This is a genomic window from Lactobacillus amylolyticus DSM 11664, from assembly GCF_000178475.1.
GTDB lineage: Bacteria > Bacillota > Bacilli > Lactobacillales > Lactobacillaceae > Lactobacillus > Lactobacillus amylolyticus.
The window spans coordinates 36,980-55,277 of record NZ_ADNY01000001.1; the positions used below are offsets into that span (position 1 = coordinate 36,980).

At 37.7% G+C, this 18,298-nt stretch carries 19 protein-coding genes and 1 pseudogene; 5 read left to right on the forward strand and 15 right to left on the reverse strand.

Annotated features, from left to right (window positions below):
• Positions 1-52 precede the first annotated feature (52 nt).
• Both HMPREF0493_RS00170 and HMPREF0493_RS00175 read left to right on the forward strand, forming a co-directional pair.
• A pseudogene (locus HMPREF0493_RS00170) lies at positions 53-479 on the forward strand (NUDIX domain-containing protein).
• The gene (locus HMPREF0493_RS00175; protein WP_006351192.1) at positions 479-1,141 is read left to right on the forward strand and encodes a M23 family metallopeptidase; all 663 of its coding nucleotides are present in this window, start codon (positions 479-481) and stop codon (positions 1,139-1,141) included. The pseudogene HMPREF0493_RS00170 and the gene HMPREF0493_RS00175 overlap by 1 nt, the downstream one beginning before the upstream one ends.
• Before the next feature lie 72 nt (positions 1,142-1,213).
• Here the strand turns inward: HMPREF0493_RS00175 and rpoD are convergent, their stop codons facing one another.
• The 10 genes from rpoD to rpsU form a co-directional block, all read right to left on the reverse strand.
• Complete coding sequence (rpoD, locus tag HMPREF0493_RS00180; RefSeq protein WP_006351193.1) at positions 1,214-2,320, reverse strand: RNA polymerase sigma factor RpoD; 1,107 nt, start codon at positions 2,318-2,320, stop codon at positions 1,214-1,216.
• A gap of 17 nt (positions 2,321-2,337) precedes the next feature.
• Positions 2,338-4,146: a DNA primase gene (gene dnaG, locus HMPREF0493_RS00185; RefSeq protein WP_006351194.1), complete on the reverse strand. Its 1,809-nt coding sequence runs from the start codon at positions 4,144-4,146 to the stop codon at positions 2,338-2,340.
• A 21-nt stretch (positions 4,147-4,167) separates the two neighbouring features.
• Positions 4,168-6,237, reverse strand: a complete 2,070-nt coding sequence (gene glyS / locus HMPREF0493_RS00190; protein WP_006351195.1) for a glycine--tRNA ligase subunit beta — start codon at positions 6,235-6,237, stop codon at positions 4,168-4,170.
• Positions 6,230-7,147 (reverse strand): glycine--tRNA ligase subunit alpha, encoded by a 918-nt coding sequence (gene glyQ, locus HMPREF0493_RS00195; RefSeq protein ID WP_040456556.1) that lies wholly within the window; start codon positions 7,145-7,147, stop codon positions 6,230-6,232. The genes glyS and glyQ overlap by 8 nt, the downstream gene beginning before the upstream one ends.
• 245 nt (positions 7,148-7,392) lie before the next feature.
• Complete coding sequence (recO, locus tag HMPREF0493_RS00200; RefSeq protein WP_006351197.1) at positions 7,393-8,160, reverse strand: DNA repair protein RecO; 768 nt, start codon at positions 8,158-8,160, stop codon at positions 7,393-7,395.
• Positions 8,160-9,068, reverse strand: a complete 909-nt coding sequence (gene era, locus HMPREF0493_RS00205; RefSeq protein WP_006351198.1) for a GTPase Era — start codon at positions 9,066-9,068, stop codon at positions 8,160-8,162. The genes recO and era overlap by 1 nt, the downstream gene beginning before the upstream one ends.
• Positions 9,068-9,592: an rRNA maturation RNase YbeY gene (gene ybeY, locus HMPREF0493_RS00210; RefSeq protein WP_040456558.1), complete on the reverse strand. Its 525-nt coding sequence runs from the start codon at positions 9,590-9,592 to the stop codon at positions 9,068-9,070. Before ybeY ends, era begins: the two co-directional genes overlap by 1 nt.
• Before the next feature lies 1 nt (position 9,593).
• Positions 9,594-10,553, reverse strand: a complete 960-nt coding sequence (locus HMPREF0493_RS00215; RefSeq protein ID WP_006351200.1) for a PhoH family protein — start codon at positions 10,551-10,553, stop codon at positions 9,594-9,596.
• Between the two features lie 19 nt (positions 10,554-10,572).
• Complete coding sequence (locus HMPREF0493_RS00220) at positions 10,573-11,016, reverse strand: GatB/YqeY domain-containing protein (protein WP_006351201.1); 444 nt, start codon at positions 11,014-11,016, stop codon at positions 10,573-10,575.
• Positions 11,017-11,135: 119 nt separating this feature from the next.
• Positions 11,136-11,312, reverse strand: coding sequence for a 30S ribosomal protein S21 (rpsU, locus tag HMPREF0493_RS00225; RefSeq protein WP_002880182.1), 177 nt, complete (start codon positions 11,310-11,312; stop codon positions 11,136-11,138).
• Positions 11,313-11,509: 197 nt separating this feature from the next.
• Here rpsU and HMPREF0493_RS00230 point away from each other — a divergent pair, with 197 nt between their 5' ends.
• The 3 genes from HMPREF0493_RS00230 to HMPREF0493_RS00240 all read left to right on the forward strand — a co-directional run bounded on the left by HMPREF0493_RS00230 (position 11,510) and on the right by HMPREF0493_RS00240 (position 13,241).
• The gene (locus tag HMPREF0493_RS00230) at positions 11,510-12,340 is read left to right on the forward strand and encodes a pyruvate, water dikinase regulatory protein (protein ID WP_006351202.1); all 831 of its coding nucleotides are present in this window, start codon (positions 11,510-11,512) and stop codon (positions 12,338-12,340) included.
• 336 nt (positions 12,341-12,676) lie between these two features.
• On the forward strand, positions 12,677-12,883 hold the full coding sequence (locus HMPREF0493_RS00235) for a hypothetical protein (protein ID WP_006351204.1): 207 nt from the start codon (positions 12,677-12,679) through the stop codon (positions 12,881-12,883).
• A 61-nt stretch (positions 12,884-12,944) separates the two neighbouring features.
• Complete coding sequence (locus tag HMPREF0493_RS00240) at positions 12,945-13,241, forward strand: hypothetical protein (protein WP_006351205.1); 297 nt, start codon at positions 12,945-12,947, stop codon at positions 13,239-13,241.
• A 41-nt stretch (positions 13,242-13,282) separates the two neighbouring features.
• Here HMPREF0493_RS00240 and HMPREF0493_RS00245 read toward each other — a convergent pair whose 3' ends face one another.
• The 5 genes from HMPREF0493_RS00245 to HMPREF0493_RS00265 all read right to left on the reverse strand — a co-directional run bounded on the left by HMPREF0493_RS00245 (position 13,283) and on the right by HMPREF0493_RS00265 (position 18,138).
• The gene (locus HMPREF0493_RS00245) at positions 13,283-14,161 is read right to left on the reverse strand and encodes a YitT family protein (RefSeq protein WP_006351206.1); all 879 of its coding nucleotides are present in this window, start codon (positions 14,159-14,161) and stop codon (positions 13,283-13,285) included.
• Positions 14,162-14,236: 75 nt separating this feature from the next.
• Complete coding sequence (gene msrA, locus HMPREF0493_RS00250) at positions 14,237-14,770, reverse strand: peptide-methionine (S)-S-oxide reductase MsrA (RefSeq protein WP_006351207.1); 534 nt, start codon at positions 14,768-14,770, stop codon at positions 14,237-14,239.
• A 167-nt stretch (positions 14,771-14,937) separates the two neighbouring features.
• A complete protein-coding gene (locus HMPREF0493_RS00255; RefSeq protein WP_006351208.1) occupies positions 14,938-16,158 on the reverse strand; it encodes an SLAP domain-containing protein in 1,221 nt (406 codons plus the stop codon).
• Between the two features lie 129 nt (positions 16,159-16,287).
• A complete protein-coding gene (locus tag HMPREF0493_RS00260) occupies positions 16,288-16,842 on the reverse strand; it encodes a metal-dependent hydrolase (protein WP_040456670.1) in 555 nt (184 codons plus the stop codon).
• Between the two features lie 150 nt (positions 16,843-16,992).
• On the reverse strand, positions 16,993-18,138 hold the full coding sequence (locus HMPREF0493_RS00265; protein ID WP_006351210.1) for a GH25 family lysozyme: 1,146 nt from the start codon (positions 18,136-18,138) through the stop codon (positions 16,993-16,995).
• Between the last annotated feature and the right edge of the window lie 160 nt (positions 18,139-18,298).

The following is an 18,298-nucleotide window of genomic DNA, read 5'->3' on the forward strand; positions in this document are numbered from 1 at the left end:
GCTAAAATTTGCCAAGCGCTTTTGTTACAATTAATTCAGAAGGCGGGTAATTATGAGTAGAACAGAACCTGTTACTTTAACCAACATGTGTATGGTTAAAAATAAAGACAAAATATTAGTTTTAGATCGCAATGATCCCGTGTGGCCAGGCCTCACCTTTCCTGGCGGTCATGTTGAAAGCCATGAATCTTTTCATGATTCTGAAAGAAGAAACGGGTTTAATAATTAAAAATCCAAAAATGGTTGGCGTAAAGCAATTCTACGATCATGACGATCACCGTTATTTAGTATTCTTCTATATTTGTGATCAATTTTCAGGGACAGTAAAAGCTTCTAATGAAGGAAGCTTAAAATGGATGACAAAGCAAGAATTGATGCAACACAAATTAGCTTATAATTTTGATCGTGATTTACCTGTTTACTTCGATTCTGAAATCAGTGAACACATTCTTGATGGAAAACGAGATGAATTGTTCTAATGAAAAAGATCTCGCGCATTTTGCTAGCAATTGGAATTATTGCAATCGTTATTTTTGCTGCGCAGCCCCTGTGGCGGTCAAATAGTTTCTTTAATCCAGTCCATCATACTAGCCAAGTTAAGAAAAAAAGTATAACCAAGAAAAAGAAAAAATATGTCCCAACCTGGGGTTATCCCTTTAAACGTTTATATGAAAAGAAAAACAAATTTAAGAGCGGACAAAAATATGGTGAAACCGATGTCTTAAGACGAACAAGTCCAAAAAGCTATTTTCATGATGGTTATGATTTTGGTTTTTCTGAAGTAGGACATAAGGCTGTTCTTGCGGTACATGCGGGTACTGTTCACCGCGTTCATTATCGTGCAGGGATGGGACTTTACGTTTGGATCATCAGTAAAGATGGATATGTAGAAATTTATCAGGAAGGTTTCTTAAATAACTACGATATTTACGTCAAAAAAGGTCAGCATGTTAAATTAGGACAAAAAATCGGCGAACTTACCGGATCGCATATTCACTTAGGAATTACTAAGACTGATAAACATTATATTGATAAACATGGAGATCCATGTGGCAATTGGTGGAAAAATAATGGCACTTGGCTAAATCCAATGAAGATTATTAACGATGATTTAGCTAAAGCGGGCAAACATTATCAATAAAAAAAGCATCATAGCTATGCCTTAACGGCAATAGTTATGATGCTTTTATTTTCTTATTATTTCTAAATTATCTTAGTCCAAGAAATCCTTTAATTGGTTTGAGCGACTTGGGTGACGCAGTTTGCGCAATGCTTTAGCTTCAATCTGACGAATCCGTTCACGAGTAACGCCAAAGACTCTACCTACTTCTTCTAAAGTACGAGTACGACCATCATCTAGACCAAACCGTAAACGCAAAACGTTTTCCTCACGATCAGTCAATGTATCAAGCGTTTCCTCCAATTGTTCCTTCAACATTTCGTAAGAAGCATGTTGTTCAGGACTAGTAGCTTCCTTATCTTCAATAAAGTCACCTAAGTGTGAATCGTCTTCTTCACCAATTGGCGTTTCCAAAGATACAGGTTCTTGAGCAATTTTTAGAATATCACGAACCTTGTTAGTTGGCATATCCATTTCGGCACCAATTTCTTCTGGAGTTGGTTCACGACCCAAGTCTTGCAGCAATTGACGTTGAATTCTAATCAATTTATTGATTGTTTCAACCATGTGAACCGGAATTCTGATAGTTCTAGCTTGGTCGGCAATCGCACGAGTAATGGCCTGTCTGATCCACCAAGTAGCATAAGTTGAGAACTTGAATCCTAAACGGTAGTCAAATTTATCTACGGCCTTCATAAGACCCATGTTACCCTCTTGAATTAAATCTAGGAAGGACATTCCACGACCAACATAACGTTTAGCTATCGAAACAACCAAACGTAAGTTAGCTTCAGCCAATTCTTGCTTAGCTTCTTCATCGCCATTTTCAATTCTTTTGGCCAAAGCAATTTCTTTATCAGCATTAAGAAGTGGAACACGACCGATTTCCTTCAAATACATCCGAACAGGGTCATTCATTCGAACGCTGGAAGGAGCTGACATATCCTCTAATTCTTTCTTTTCAATATCTTTTTGCTTCTTTAAAGCTAATTTAGATGGATCACCATTCTTATCAACAATACTGATCCCATTATCTTCGAACTCCTGGACAAGTTGATCAACAGCCTTGCCTTGTAAGTTATAAGGCTCAATTAAACGGTCAGTAAAGTCTTGCTCTATGATTTCCTTGCTCTTCTTAACATCTTTAACGACTTTTTTAACCATCTTATCTAAAGGTAGTTTGTTTGTTTGTTCTGCCACTAAAAAAGCCTCCTCTATTAGCCCTTGATTCTCTTTAATTGCAAAATCTTTTGCGTCAAATTCAAGATTTCTTGATTGTCATTTCGACGTTCGGCATCCTCAATTTTATTTTTTAACTTATTCAGTTGTGAATTGATATCGCGCTTTTTAAGTGAACTAATGATCTCATCGATTTCACGACCAGAAAAATTTTGGGGCATCTCTCTCATTTCAGCATTTACTATTATACCTTGAAGTTGCTCAGGAATAAAATCTAAGAAACTATTAATTGTGGTTTCTTCATGAGTTTGAATAAATTTTAGCCATAATTCTGCGATTTGCGCATAACCTTGATCAGGAAACAGAAAATGCTGCTCCAAAATATAATCTCGTGCTTGTTCAGAATGCATAAATAGATAAAGCAACCGCGTCTGTGCTGAGTCATATTTTGGTTGTACCGTATCTTGATTATCTTCAAATTCTACAGGATTAGTAGTTTCTTTCCTATTATTTGGTTGATAGCGTCCTTTATTGCGATTCGCGCGAAACAAACGGCGGCGTTCGCGCATTAAGTTAATCTTCAGTGAATCTTTTGAAACGCCCTGCTGCTTAGCAAGCTTATCAATGTATAAATCCTGCTCAACTGGATTGCTTAACTGAGCAATCTGCTTAACGGCTTCACTTAAGAATGTAATTCGTTCTCGGTCATTTTTTAAGTTATACTTTTTCGCTAAGCGTTTTAAGAAAAAGTCGGTCGGAGACAATGCACCTTTGACTTCTTCCAAATACTTTTCTGCCCCGTATTTTTTGACATATTCGTCAGGATCGAGTTTTTCCGGTAGAACGACAATTCCCAAATTAAAGCCGCCAGCTTGTTGGAACATTTTTGCTGCACGTTCTTCAGCATGAACGCCAGGATCATCACCATCATAATTAACGATAATATTGCGTGAAGTTCTTTTTAGCATATAAACTTGCTGATCAGTCAAACTTGTCCCCATAGAAGCAATTCCAGAATGAACGCCTGCTTTATATGCTGAAATTACGTCCATATAGCCTTCATATAAGACAAGGTGCCCTTCACGCCGAGCCGCCTTTTTGGCCTCTGAGAAATGAAAAAGTGCCTTTGACTTAGTGAAGATTTCAGTTTCAGGACTGTTCATATATTTGGCTTCAGTTTTGTCCTGAGAAATTCGTCGACCAGAAAAGCCAATAACCTTACCACTTTCATCGCCTAATGGAAACATTAAACGATCACGGAAACGATCAAACAAACGGCCATCTTTGCTTTGGATAAACAAGCCACTTTTTGCCAAATTATCGTCGCTATAGCCTTTGCCTCGCAAATAAGTTAGCAGGACATTCTCAGAATTTGGAGCATAACCAATTTGAAAATGATCCAACAATTCTTCAGAAAGCTCACGCTCACGGGCGTATTTCATCCCCCGCTCACCAGCCTGCGTAGTCAGCAAGACATGATGATAAAAGCTGGTAGCATCCTGATGAATTTTCAGCAACGGACTCATTTGTACCGGTGTTTGACCATAGCTGCTCGGCATTGGAATGTGAGCAAAATTGGCGACTTGTTCTACGCTCTCTGGAAAAGTGAGATTATCCTTATACATCAAGAATTTAAATACGTTTCCGCCCTTACCACAGCCAAAACATTTAAAAAATTGCTTTTCTTCATTAACCGTGAACGAAGGTGTTTTTTCTTGATGAAAAGGGCAAAGACCAATATAGTCTTTGCCTTTCTTTTCAAGTGAAACATATTGGCTGATGACATCAACAATATTTACGTTGTTTCGAACTTCATTAATAAAATCTTCTGGAATTCGACCAGCCATTGAGAATCACCTATTCTTTTATTATTTGATAACTAATTTGCTTAAGTCACCCAAACGATCTGCTAAGACACTAACTTGACTAAGTTGAGCTAAACGATTGTTCCTAACTTTTTTGTCTTTAGCCATAATCATATTAGTATCGAAGTAACGATCAATTACTGGCTGCAATTGAACGAAACCTTGGTACAAATCAGCCAAGTTTTGAATTTCTTGCAAGTTTTGAATACCTGCAAATAATTCATTTTCACTAGCATCCTCGAACAAGTTTTCATCAACTTCGGCTTGTTTGTTATTGAACTTAGCCTTCTTCAAAATATTGTCAATTCTAGTCAAGCTTTCAACAACTGGCTTAAATTCGGCATCATCGTGGTGTAAGCCAAGTACCTTGGCAGCTGATAAGATTTCGCTTGGATCTTGTTGACTTGAAGCAAGAACAGCATCGATAACATCATACTTAAAGTTGTTCTTTTGCAAGTATTGCTTAATTCTGTCACGAATGAAGAGCGCAATTTGTTCGTCTTCTTCATTGGTCTTTGGCAATTTAGCTGGTGTCTTACCATCTACCAATTCTACAATTTCAGGCAAAACTTGGTTAAATGGCAATGACCATTTTTGATTCAATAAAATTCTTACAATTCCGTAAGCATTACGACGCAGTGCATATGGGTCGTTTGAAGAACTTGGAATCATACCTGCGCCAAAGAAAGTAAGAATGGTATCAATCTTATCAGCAACAGACAATAATGAACCAACAGTAGTTTCTGGAAGTTCGCCCTCAGCAGTAGTTGGCATGTAGTGTTCTTTAATAGCAACAGCTACTTCTTCATTTTCGCCTGCTAAACGAGCGTAGTGCATTCCCATTACACCTTGAAGTTCAGCAAATTCACCAACCATTTGGGTAACAAGGTCAAATTTGTAAAGTTCTGAAGCTCTATCAAAGTCCTTAACTACGTTTTCATCTAAATTCCAACGCTTGGCAAGATAATCACCGATTAAGCGAACACGCTTCATCTTTTCAGCCATTGAACCAATCTTGTCGTGGAAGGAAACATTCTTCATCTTATCAACGAAATGACTTAATGGATACTTGCGGTCTTCGTCATAGAAGAATTGAGCGTCATCCAAACGTGCAACCAAAACCTTTTCATTACCTGAAATAACATTATCCAAGTAATCCTTATTACCATTTCTGACAGCAATAAAGTGATTGATCAGCTTGCCGTTTTGATCATAGACTTCAAAATAACGTTGATTATCCTTCATTGAAGTAATTAAAACTTCATCTGGAATATTCAAATATTTTTCATCAAAGCTACCAACAAAAACAGTTGGATATTCTACCAAGTTGGTAACTTCTTCAAGCAAGTTCTTATCTTCTTTAACCTTCCAGTTGTTTTTCTTAACCAAATCATTCATTTGGTTGACAATCATGTCTTTACGTTCTTTAGCATCGACAATCACAAATTGGTCTTTCAATGCTTCAACATAATCATCAGCATTGGCCAAAACAACTGAGTCACCTAAGAAACGATGGCCCTCGGTTTTACGGCCTGCGGTAATATCCAAAATCTTAACTGGAATGACATCACTGTCATAAAGAGAAACGAGCCAGTGGATTGGACGAACAAATTCAAAGTCATTTGAATCCCAGCGCATCTTGGTTGGGAAGGTCATGTCCTTGATGATATCGCTCATGCCAAGCAAGATATCGCTTGCTTTTTTACCCTCTTTTTGAACATGAACATAAGCATATTCAGTTCCTTTAAGTTCTTCAAAGTAAATATCATCAGTAGTTATGCCTTGACCGCGAGCAAAACCTTGAGCAGCCTTGGTCCAGTTGCCGTCTGCATCTTGTGCAATCTTCTTTGCAGGGCCTTTTTTAACTTCATCAATATCGTCTTGCTTTTCGGCCAAGTCTTCAACCAAAATTGTTAAACGACGAGGAGTTGAATAAGTCTTGATATCTTTGAATTTTAAGCCATTTTCTTTTAAAAATTTCTTGGTTCTGTCAGCCAATTGCTTCACACTGCGAGAAACAACGTGAGCTGGCATTTCTTCAGTATCAATTTCAAATAAATAATCTTTAGCCATTTTCAACGCCTGCCTTCTTGTCTTGTGCATTCTTGAGAAGTGGGAAGCCACGCTTTTCACGTTCTTCAACAAACTTAACTGCTACTTCGTGAGCTAAGTTTCTGATTCTGGATAAGTAGCCAGCACGTTCAGTTACTGAAACGGCACCACGTGCATCCAACAAATTGAAGGTGTGTGAACATTTCAAAATGTAATCATATGCAGGGTGAACCAAGTTTTGATCAAGAAGACGTTTAGCAGTTGCTTCGTAAATATCAAAGAATTTAAGCAATTGTTCTTGGTTTGATTCTTCAAAAGCATATTTTGAGTGTTCATATTCAGGTTGCTTAAAGATATCACGATAAAGCACGCCATTGCCCCATTCAAGATCAAATACTGAATTTACATCTTGAATGTATGAAGCCAATCTTTCAACACCGTATGTAATTTCACTCATAGTTGGTTTGACATCAAGTTCACCGACAACTTGGAAATAAGTAAACTGACTAACTTCCATGCCGTCAAGCCAAACTTCCCAACCAACACCGGCACAACCCATTGATGGGTTAGCCCAGTTGTCTTCAACGAAACGAATATCGTGTTCCAGTGGATCAATTCCTAAAACTTTCAAAGAGTCCAAATAGTATTGTTGAATATCCTTTGGAGCTGGTTTAATAACTACCTGGAACTGGTGGTGTTGGAATAAACGGTTTGGGTTTTCACCATAACGACCATCTGCAGGTCTTCTTGAAGGTTCTACATAACATGCTGCCCATGGTTCTGGACTAACAGCACGAAGAAAAGTGTAGGGACTCATCGTACCTGCACCTTTTTCAACGTCATATGAAGGCATAATCATACAACCTTTTGAAGACCAGAATTGTTCCAGCTTAAAGATCATATTTTGAATATTTAATTTCTTATCTGCCATTTTTCCATTTCCTTCCTGCGCTAGGCCATAAAAAAAGCCTATGCAAAATTTTGCATAGGGACGAATATTATCGCGGTTCCACCCTAATTCAGGAAGTATTCTTCCTGCTCTTAATTTAACTTGACTAGAGGCGCCTTTTCCTAGATGTCCTTTCACCATACGACATTCGCTAAAACTAGTACTTTTCTAAATCCCTCATCTTCATCAAATACATAGTTGATTTTACCACATGAAAGCAAGTAAAACTAGTTATTTGAAGGGTTAAACAGTTTTAATTCATCAAGAAATTTCTTAGTTTTTAAATTCAAGTCAATTGTCCCTCTATAAATTCGATCAATTGCTTTTCTAGTAGCCTTTTTTGTATCGGAAGATAGTTTGATTGAGCCTAGCCTTTCAAATGGTAATAAATCTATCGTCCGCAAAACGGCTGTCTCTTTAGGCTTTAGATGCAATCTGCTATTTTCAGTTGCAAAATGATCGCTGCAAATCACGCCACCCAATTTGATCGAATAATCAAAAATACCTGTTTCCTTACCACAAATTAGACAATGCCTTAATTCTGGTTCCACTCCATATGCTTTCAGCATCTGCATCTGCACAATTTGCGTTATCATCTCTGGATCAGTATTTTCATTTATTCGTTCAAGGGCAAACTTCGCAAGCTCATAGTATTTGCCTAAAGGCTGATATTCTACAAAGGCATGATCAATTAAATCCAAAATAAAAGAAGCATAAGCATTTTTGGTTAAATCATTATATAAACCATCATACTGCTTTACTTCTTTATAGGTACGCAGATTGCTTAAACCACGACCATTGGTATAAATGACATAACGACCATATGAAAAGTTCAATGTCGCCGCATTCAACTGCGATTTTGGCCGTAAGGCTCCGCGTACAACTAAGGTAATTATGCCATCTTCTTTAGTTATGATTTTCGCCAGCAAATCTGCTTCTTTATATTTTTGCCTTTTAAAAATGATCCCTTGAACTTCTTTAAGTTCACGCGTCATTAATTTAATTCCTTTTTGTCATATCCAATTAGTTTCAAGAAACTTGGATCTGAACGCCAATTATGTTGGACTTTTACCCAAAGGCGAAGGTTTACTTTTTCACCAAGCAAGTTTTCAATTGCTCTACGCGAATTAATACCAATTTGTTTTAGCATCTTTCCGCCTTTGCCAATGATAATGCCTTTTTGACCATCACGTTCGACATAAATCGTTGCTTCGATTTGCAATTTTCCTTTAATGCGCTGATTCATTCGGTCCACTGCCACAGCGGTAGCATGAGGGACTTCTTGAGCAGTTAGTTGTAAAATTTGCTCACGAATTAACTCTGCGACAACAAAATATTCAGGTCGATCAGTAATTTGGTCCGAGCCATAATATTGCGGACCTTCAGGAAGGTATTTATTTAGGGCAGTTAATAAGTCTGGAATGCCAATACCTTCAGTTGCAGAAACCGGTAGAAATTCTGCAAAATCGCCTAATTTGCGATAAGAATCAATAATTGGCAAAAGCTTATCAGGATGAATTTCATCAACTTTGTTAATAATCAGAAAAACAGGTACTTTTACTTTTTGGAGCAAGTCAGCAACAAACTTGTCATCTTTTCCTGCTTCATCTGGTTCAACCATAAACATTACTAAGTCAACGTCATTCAAACTTGAATAGCTGGCTTTGTCCATATATTCGTCTAGTTTAGAATGCGGCTTAAATATTCCTGGTGTATCAACAAAGACAACCTGCATGTCATCACTTGTATAAATTCCGGAAATTCGATTGCGCGTAGTTTGTGGTTTATTTGACGTAATCGCAACCTTTTCACCGACCAACCGATTCATTAAAGTTGATTTGCCCACATTAGGACGACCAACAATTGCAACAAAACCAGATTTAAACTTTGTTTCTTTTTTCATTACTTTCCTCTGCCAACATCTAACTGATCAGGATATAAAGGCAAACCATATTCTTCTAAAACTTTGCCTTGAATGCCAAACATTTCTTTTGCCTCTTCAGGTTTAATGTGGTCATAACCATTTAGATGCAAAAAGCCGTGGACAACAGTATAACCAAATTCCCGGTCAAAGCCCGTACCATACTCAACACTATGGCGCTTAATGACACTAGGACACATAAAGAGATCACCGATATCTTCTTGAAAATCTGGATCATCAGCAAAAGCGGCCATATCCAGATCATCTTCGCCATCTTCGATAGCAAAAGAAATCACATCAGTTGGACGATCCTTATCGCGATATTTCAGATTGATTTCGTGACTGCGATCCTCATTGACAAAGTTAATACTCATCTCTAAGTTGTTTTTTTTGCCAATTTTAGTTTTAGTAAGCAACAATAATTTTTCTATCCAGTCTTTCCAACATCTCTTATCATCGTTTAAAAAACCGACTTCATCATTATAGGTAATCTCAATTGGATCCATTTTAGCGTTTTGCGTCCTTTTTTTCGTAAGCATTAATAATTTTGGTAACAACTGGGTGACGAACAACATCATTTGCGGAGAAATTAATAAATTTGATTTGATCAATTCCCTTCAAAATATGCTGAGCATCAATTAATCCACTATGTTGGCGACCAGGTAAATCAACCTGAGTCATGTCACCATTGACGATCATTCTTGAATTAAAGCCAAGCCGAGTTAAAAACATCTTCATTTGGGAATCGGTTGTATTTTGGGCTTCGTCCAAAATTACGAAGGCATCATCCAAGGTCCGGCCACGCATATACGCAAGCGGTGCGACTTCGATTGTTCCTCTCTCCATCAACCGATCGGTAGTATTAGTACCCAAAATCGCATAAAGGGAATCATATATTGGTCTTAAATATGGATCTACTTTTTCTTTTAAATCTCCTGGCAAAAATCCGAGTGATTCACCTGCTTCAACAGCAGGTCTGGTTAAAACAATTCGCGATACTTCACCCTTTTTAAAAGCAGCGATTGCACAAACAACGGCTAAGAAGGTTTTACCTGTTCCGGCCGGTCCGATTCCGAAAACGACATCACTTTTTTGAATGGCTTCAACGTAACGCTTTTGCCCCATATTTTTAACTCTAATCGGGCGACCTTTAGCATCCCGAATTAAAATCTTTTTATACAGATCAGCAAAGTATTCCGTTGTACCTTTGTCTGCCATTTTCATTGTACTAACAACGTCGGGCGCACCAATGTTAACACCGGTATTCACAACATTGTCTAATGCTTTTAAAACAGCTAGGACTTTTTTGATGCCATCTTCATTGCTACCGTCAATGACAATTTCATTACCGGTATCTGTGACGGATACATCATAGCCTTCAGATAGCAACTTCAAATTACCATCGTTAATGCCAACTAAATTTTGAATATTTTCTGGTTTTTCAGGAATAAAACTTGTTTGAGCCAAAAGACCCGCTCCCTCTTTATTAATTAAGATGATCGCGAACTAAAGCTGAAGTTTGTTTACCGTCAGCGCGTCCCTTAACTTTAGGCATAACAGCTTTCATAACCTTGCCAAAGTCAGATTTGCCTTTAGCACCAACTTCTTCAATTGTTTCTTTAACGATTTTATCTAATTTATCCTTGGATAATTGCTTTGGCATGTAACCTTCAACCACAGCAAGTTCCTTCTTGGTTTCCTCGACTAAATCGTCTCTCTTAGCCTTTGCGAATTCAGCAATAGATTCTTCTCTTTGCTTCTTTTCGCGGTTAAGTACTGTTAATTCTTCGTCAGCGTTTAATTCGTGACCTAACTTAATCTTTTCATTCATTAATGCAGATTTGATCATCCGCACTGTGTTTAACTTCACTTTATCTTTATCCTTCATAGCTTGTTTCATATCAGCCATGATTTTGTCAGATAAACTCAATGTAGTTCCCTCTTTCTCAAATAAACCTACACCAAAATTATAACAAACTTGCCTATTTTTTTCTGCATAAAATGCAGATAGAAAAAAGATCTGGCAAAACCAGATCTTTTTCTTATTTATTAATAATGTCTACGCTTACGTGCAGCTTCAGACTTAAGCTTTCTACGTACACTTGGTTTTTCATAGAATTCGCGCTTGCGGTATTCTTGTAAGGTACCACTTCTTGAGACGGAACGCTTGAAACGACGAAGAGCATCATCAATAGACTCGTTTTCATGAACGATTGTCTTAGCCATGTGTGATCCCCCCTTCCATTTCTTGGCGTTGCGCCATACGTTTAATTAAATTATAGCAAACGATATTTTTCGGTCAATAGTATCCGTTAATTTTTTGATATTTTTGTAATTTATTTAAAAAGCCATCTTAAAACGGGTTAAGCGATTTCATTTCATGGCGATGTTCGTTATAATTTAGTCAGAAAGAGGTGCAAAGAATGCCAGAAAAAGATAAGAAAATAGAAGTAAATATTATTATTATTTCCGATGCGGCTGGCGATACTGCTTTTAACAACGCAACAGCTGCTGCTGCACAATTCCCAGATGCAAAAATCAATTACCGGCGTTACCCATTTATTACTGATAAGAAGAAACTTGAAGATACTTTTAAAGAAATTGAAAAATATCCAAACTTAGTTCTTATCTATAGTCTAGTTAAAGATGACATGCAATTGACAGTAATTCGCTTTGCTCGCGAACATAAAATTCAAAGCGTAGATATTTTGTCTCCAGTCGTTGAAGCCTTGGCCCAAACCACTGATATGCGTCCAGTTGAGCAAACCGGTGCTCAGCACAAACTGAATGCTAAATACTTTGATCGTATTTCCGCAATGGAATTTGCTGTTATGTACGACGATGGTAAAGATCCTAAGGGCTTCCTAGAAGCTGATGTAGTTTTGCTTGGTGTTTCAAGAACTTCCAAGACACCATTATCACTGTACTTAGCTTACAACAAGAACTTAAAGGTTGCTAACTTGCCTCTTGTACCTGAAACGCATATTCCTAAAGAAATCTACGAAATTAATCCAAAGAAGATCATCGGATTAACAAATGATCCTTCCGTTTTGAATGAAATTCGCCGTCAAAGAATGATTTCTTATGGTTTGAACCCAGATACTTCATATTCTAACATGGATTCAATCAACAAAGAGCTTGAATCAGCGCAAAAGCTGTACAAGAAGTTGGGTTGCTACGTGATTAATGTTGCTCACCGTTCAATTGAAGAAACAGCTGCTTTAATTATGGATCACCTTGGTATTGAAGATTAAAGTTAAATAATTGCTTCTAAAAGGACATTTTCATGTCCTTTTTTCTTACATTTAATTTGTTAGTAACGGCTTTGTTATATTTCTTCGCTAAAATAGATTTATATTAAATAAGGGAGATAAGAATTTCGGTTCAAATATTTTGAACCATTCGTTTTTAATGAGATTAAAAAAGTACTATTTATTTCTGTAGTTGCGGCAGCTTTTTCTGCCGTTTCTTTTAGTGCACCTGCTGCACAAGTCAAAGCTGAAACCACAAGCAGCGCAAATACCACTAATAACAGTAAATATACCTGGGGCTATCCTTTTGCCAGCCTCGCTAAAAATGGCGTTAAACCAATGTATAATTCGCAACTTTTTGGCATTACCGACTATGCTCGCTGCCTCAATCCATTAAGCTACTTCCATGACGGTTGGGACCTTGGTTTAACCAGAACCACTCACAAATACATTAACAAGCATGGCTATCCTTGCAATAACTGGTACCGCAATGTAGGTACCTGGATGAATCCGGTAGCTATGATCGAAAAGAATTTAAATAAATAAACAAGTCGCCCGAGCGCGGCTTTTTCATGCTATAATCAAACTATTTGAAAGAAGGATTAAGATGAACAACGAACAAGAAAAAAATGCATTAAAACAAAAATTGCAAGCATTAGCAGCAGAAAGTCCTCAAAAAGAGGTCTCTTATCAAGACCTTTTCTCTCCTGCTTTTATGCAAAAGTATACTGACTTTGCCAGTTTTAGCTTTTTCATGCACGGCCTAAAGATAAAGGATTTCAATCAAATTGCTGATCTAAAAAAAGATCATCTGAATGACTTTGTTAAAAACAACTCTCACTTCACTAGTTGGGATGAAATGCAGCAAGCCGCCGTTAATGAATACATGACTAATCTTTTTTAACAAAAAAGGAAGCGAATTATCTCGCTTCCTTTTAATTTTGTTTAAACTATTTCCTGCTCCTTGAACCTGCCATATACCTTTTCTACTTCACTGACACTTACGAAAGCATACGGATCAGCATGTTCAATAATTTGACGAATATCATACATGTCATAACGGTCAATAATCGTAATCAACACTGTCTTTTCAGTATGGCTATACGCACCTTCAGCATCGTGGATAATAGTAATACCACGGTGCATTTTATTTTGAATACCGTCAATAATACTTTGCGGATGCTCCGTGATGATCATCACCTGCATCTTCTTATGCTGAGTGTAAATCGCATCGATTACTCGTCCATTGATAAAGATAGTCAAAGCAGAATACAAAGCTCTGGTCCAGCCGAATACAAAACCAGCTGCCGCAATGATTACTAAATTTACGAGAATATTAAACTTGCCATAGCTAGTTCCCGTCTTCATTCGAAAAACTATTCCGACAATATCCAAACCACCGGTAGAAATACCGTTCTTCAGCGCAAAGCCTGTACCAATCCCGTTAATCGTACCCCCGAAAATCGCACAAAGAAGTGGATCCCAGTGAACTTCCAAAGGTTGAATTACTCTCATCATGATTGAGCCTAAAACAACAGCAATAATCGTAAAGAAAGTAAATTTATGTCCGATCTTAGTCCAACCTAAAATGAATAATGGTACATTCAAAACAAAATACATCAAAGACGTCGAAATCGTGAACGGGAAAAAGCGTTCACTCACTGAGTTAATCAGCTGAGCAAAACCGGTAATTCCGGATGAGTACATATGCCCCGGCGTCCAGAAAAAATTCAGGGCAATCGCAACAGCTATTGAATAAAACAAGGCTGCTGACAATTTAGAGAAGAAATTATATCTTCGATTAAACCTATCAAGTTGGTCCATCTATTTATTAGTCCTTAGATTTCATAAAAAACAATACATAGATAAGTTTAACAAAAATACTTGATTGAACCAACTCTAATGTTTATTTTTGAACCGTGCTTGATAAGCTGCCCTTCCTGCGGATTCTTCCAGAGCATATCGTTCTGGATTCTTCTTATAAAAATCTTGGTGATATTCCTCTGCTGGATAAAAGGCAGATGCTTTCAAGATCTGCGTCACAATTGGTTTGTCGAAAATACCACTTTCGGCTAACTCTTTCTTGGATTCTTCAGCAATTTTCTTTTGTTCTTCAGAATTATAGTAAATTACTGGACGATACTGATCACCGCGGTCTTGAAACTGGCCCATTGCATCAGTTGGATCCGCAACTTGCCAATAAAGGTCAACCAATTTTCGATAAGGAAATTTCTCTGGCTCGAAAGTGATTTTGACAGCTTCAGTATGACCTGTTTTACCGGTACAAACTTCTTCATAAGTTGGATTAGCCACATGACCGCCAGTGTAGCCACTGACTACTTTTTCAATCCCGGGCAAAGTATCAAATGGCTCTACCATGCACCAGAAGCATCCCCCTGAAAAGATTGCTGTATCTAATTTTTTATCTGCCATATAGATGTTCCTTTCCTACTTGATAACTTGTGCACCATGCAGATCAGGCTTCAGGTGAACTAATCGACCATCTAAGCCTTAAAGCTGCAAATGTTTGATAAATGCGCTGCTTCTTTCTGCTTTAATTACGGTCCAAACCTGAAGTTTTATTTTTATCTTTATTATATTTATTCGATATTGCCTGCTTTAATGTAGCGAGCGACATTAATTCTGTAGTAGTACTTACCGTTTAATTTAACTTTCGCACCATAAACAGTTAGACTAGTTCCCTTCTTAAGAGTTGGAACGTAAACGCGTGTGCCCTTGCTGGTATATATGTAAGCATTATGACTTAACGTCTTGCGTGTACCATCAATGTTGCTGGCAACAAGGTGTTGGTTGCTGCCAATCTTATAGAAGTTGCGACCATTAATCCGAACAATACCACCAAGAACTGTTACTTTGCTATAAGTTGGGTAAACATAGCTGCCTGAACGCTTGCCAGTTGAATCATAAACAGCTGCACGGTGCATAACCGTCTTAGTGGTTTTGACAGTCCTGGTAGTTGATGTACTTCTTGAAACACTAGCTGAAGCCTGCTGATTAATATTGGTAGTAGCAGCTTGTGAGCTAGCGCTGCTTGTAGCAGTAGAGCTGGAGTTCATCGTTAAAGGCAACAATGAGATATTGCCGTCAACACTCAGACCGCGCCAATTATCAGTGAATTGCCAAATAATGACTCCGTCCATGGATGGGAAGTAATTGAAGTCAGCTGTATCAATTCGGCCCATCGTAGCATATGAAGCTACCCACAGTGAATTAGGATATTTGGCTAATACAGAACTTGTACTAATGTTGTTGTTCAAAATTGAAGCTGAAGAATAAAGCAAAGGTTGGTAACCTGCAGCTTCTACTTGGTCCATAAATGCTAAAATTGCAGTTGCATTTGCGCTTGCTGAACCAGTAACGACGTTGCCATCCCCTGTTTCATAGTCACAAGCAAGATAAGCACCTGATGGCAAACCCATTGATTTAGCTACAGAGACAGCGTACTTACCTTCAGCAGCTGCGGCTGAAGAATTAGAACTGAAAGTAGCAAAATGATAAGCCATTGGCAACATATTGTTAGCAATTGCACTATTGATTTGGCTTGCACCGTTTGGGTTTTGATAGCTTGTTCCTTCAGAAACCTTTACAATGGCAAATTGGCCGCCAGCTTTTGCCAAACTGCTTACATCACTGCTTTGGTAACTTGAAACATCTACACCATATGATCTTGCGGCAACGCTAGTAGTTGAAGCTTTAACTTTAACTACCGTTGGCAAAACGTGATTATTGTTTAAAACAAATCCGGTCGCCAAAGCAGTCCCACATGCGAGTACCGCCAAAATCTTTTTCTTACTTTGCATCTAATTACCCCGATCTTCTATTTTTATTCTTTTATTTTCAATTTACATTCTATCATGATTTGTATTTTACAACCTTAAATTAGCATGACATTCAGTTAAATAAAATAAAGGCTTTGAACATTGCAAGCGCTACACTTTGAGGTCTGGCAAAGATAAGAGCCAAAGCCAGTAAATCGTTAAAATAATAATTAAAATTATTGCGATAAAAACAATTAATTTTTCAAAAGGACCACCAACTTTATAGTGAAGTTTTGGCCCATGGCACTTTTTTCTAAAAGGCGTCAACCAATTTACGCCCCGCTTGCTAAAACTATCTTCCAATAAATGCAAAAAGTAACCGATCGTTAGTCCCAGCCATAAGCTGCTCCAATAATCTGGCAAATTCCATGAGGTAAATCTGATCGGCATTAATAGACTCATCAAAAAATAGATTCCGCCACTAAAAATCAGGAAGCCAATCAGTGAATGAGTGATTCCCCTGTGCCGCAAAAAAAGACTGAAATTGATGATAGACTTACGACTCACCGAACTATTATATTCATCAATATCTGGCAAGGAAGCACCGACTCCAGTTCCCAGTAGCATGATAAATGATGATCCAGGATTTATCTGCAAATTGTTGGTTGCAGCCAGGCCGAATTCGATGAGGGCAATACTAAAAATTCTATGGGAACGAGTTAACACTTCTTTCACCTCTTCAAAACAGCTGTTCTCATTGTAGCATACAAAGCCATATCATTTTTATACTTTACATAATTATGCTTATATCATTGGGCACAAAAGAAAAAGTAGCTCAATCAAGCTACTTTCCTCTTATTTTTAAAATCATTTGTCTTAAAAAGCACTAGCGGCCATGTAACGGTTCTTGTTTACTCTATAAGCTTTCACACCGTTAATTGTTCTTTGACCACCATAAGTTACAACAGTTGTACCACTAGCTACTGGTGAAGTTGAAGTTGTAACGCCTTTATTATTAAAGATCGTAGTTGAACTCTTCAATACCCGCTTTACACCATCAATGTTAGCCAACTTAATGTAAGAATTGCTGCCGACACGATAGTAACTGGTGTAATTAATCATGACAGCACCACCGTATATGTTGTAGGTCTTGTAAGTAGTAGCATATCTGCCTGTGAAGACGCCTTCGCTGTTGTAAATCTTAGACTTGGTCATAACCGTCTTCTTAGCGGTTACGCTGCCTGCTGATGGAGCCTGGCTTGAAGCTGCTGTGCTTGAACTTGAAGTAGTCAATGGTAAAAGTGAAATGTTACCGTCAATGTTCAAACCACGCCAATTATCAGTAAATTGCCAAATAATAACACCATTCATTGATGGGAAGTAATTAAAGTTAGGGGTATCAATTCTACCCATCGTTGCGTAAGATGATACCCAAAGTGAATTTGGAAATGCAGCAGTAACTGCACTAGTATTGATGTTATTGTTTAATAATGAAGCGCCTGAGTAAAGCAATGGCTTGTAGCCGCTTGCCTTGATTTGTTTCATGAATGCGATAATTGCTTTGGCACTTGCTGATTTGCCACCATTTACATTATTGCCATCACCAGTTTCCCAGTCACAAGCAATGTATGAACCAGAAGTTAAACCATAGGCCTTTGCACTAGCAACGGCGTATTTTGCTTCTGCAACGGCTTGAGTAGAATTAGCACCAAACAAAGCAAAGTGATATGCCATTGGCATCATACCATTAGCCTTAGCTGAAGCAATTTGTGCCTTAGCTTTTGGGTTACGGTAACTGGTACCTTCACTTACTTTAACAATAGCAAACTTTGCACTGCTTGAGACACTTGATGATTGATAAGCAGAAACGTCCACACCATATGAACGTGGAGCAACTGTCGCTGCCTTAACGGTTTGCGTTTGCTTTGCTGAAAAACTATTGTTTGTAATTGTTACGCTTGCAGTAACTAACATGCTTGCGCAAGCTAAAATGCTTAAAATCTTTTTACTACTCTGTTGCAATTAAATTCCCTCATTTTTAAAACTTAAATTCAGTACTTATTCATACCTATCACGCTAACCATAATAACAGATTTGTAGTAGAAAGAATTTACAATACTATAACAAATCTTAGGACTTTTGTAATAAATAAAAAAAGAAACAGCCATTTTAAGCCAATGTT

Excerpts from the sequence above, each read along its gene's own strand:
- era (WP_006351198.1), bottom strand. The coding sequence starts at position 9,068 with ATGAAAAAAGAAACAAAGTTTAAATCTGGTTTTGTTGCAATTGTTGGT.
- msrA (WP_006351207.1), bottom strand. The coding sequence starts at position 14,770 with ATGGCAGATAAAAAATTAGATACAGCAATCTTTTCAGGGGGATGCTTC.
- glyQ (WP_040456556.1), bottom strand. The coding sequence starts at position 7,147 with ATGGCAGATAAGAAATTAAATATTCAAAATATGATCTTTAAGCTGGAA.
- HMPREF0493_RS00240 (WP_006351205.1), top strand. The coding sequence starts at position 12,945 with ATGAACAACGAACAAGAAAAAAATGCATTAAAACAAAAATTGCAAGCA.
- HMPREF0493_RS00235 (WP_006351204.1), top strand. The coding sequence starts at position 12,677 with ATGTATAATTCGCAACTTTTTGGCATTACCGACTATGCTCGCTGCCTC.
- rpsU (WP_002880182.1), bottom strand. The coding sequence starts at position 11,312 with ATGGCTAAGACAATCGTTCATGAAAACGAGTCTATTGATGATGCTCTT.
- HMPREF0493_RS00230 (WP_006351202.1), top strand. The coding sequence starts at position 11,510 with ATGCCAGAAAAAGATAAGAAAATAGAAGTAAATATTATTATTATTTCC.
- HMPREF0493_RS00245 (WP_006351206.1), bottom strand. The coding sequence starts at position 14,161 with ATGGACCAACTTGATAGGTTTAATCGAAGATATAATTTCTTCTCTAAA.
- HMPREF0493_RS00255 (WP_006351208.1), bottom strand. The coding sequence starts at position 16,158 with ATGCAAAGTAAGAAAAAGATTTTGGCGGTACTCGCATGTGGGACTGCT.
- ybeY (WP_040456558.1), bottom strand. The coding sequence starts at position 9,592 with ATGGATCCAATTGAGATTACCTATAATGATGAAGTCGGTTTTTTAAAC.
- HMPREF0493_RS00175 (WP_006351192.1), top strand. The coding sequence starts at position 479 with ATGAAAAAGATCTCGCGCATTTTGCTAGCAATTGGAATTATTGCAATC.
- recO (WP_006351197.1), bottom strand. The coding sequence starts at position 8,160 with ATGACGCGTGAACTTAAAGAAGTTCAAGGGATCATTTTTAAAAGGCAA.
- glyS (WP_006351195.1), bottom strand. The coding sequence starts at position 6,237 with ATGGCTAAAGATTATTTATTTGAAATTGATACTGAAGAAATGCCAGCT.
- dnaG (WP_006351194.1), bottom strand. The coding sequence starts at position 4,146 with ATGGCTGGTCGAATTCCAGAAGATTTTATTAATGAAGTTCGAAACAAC.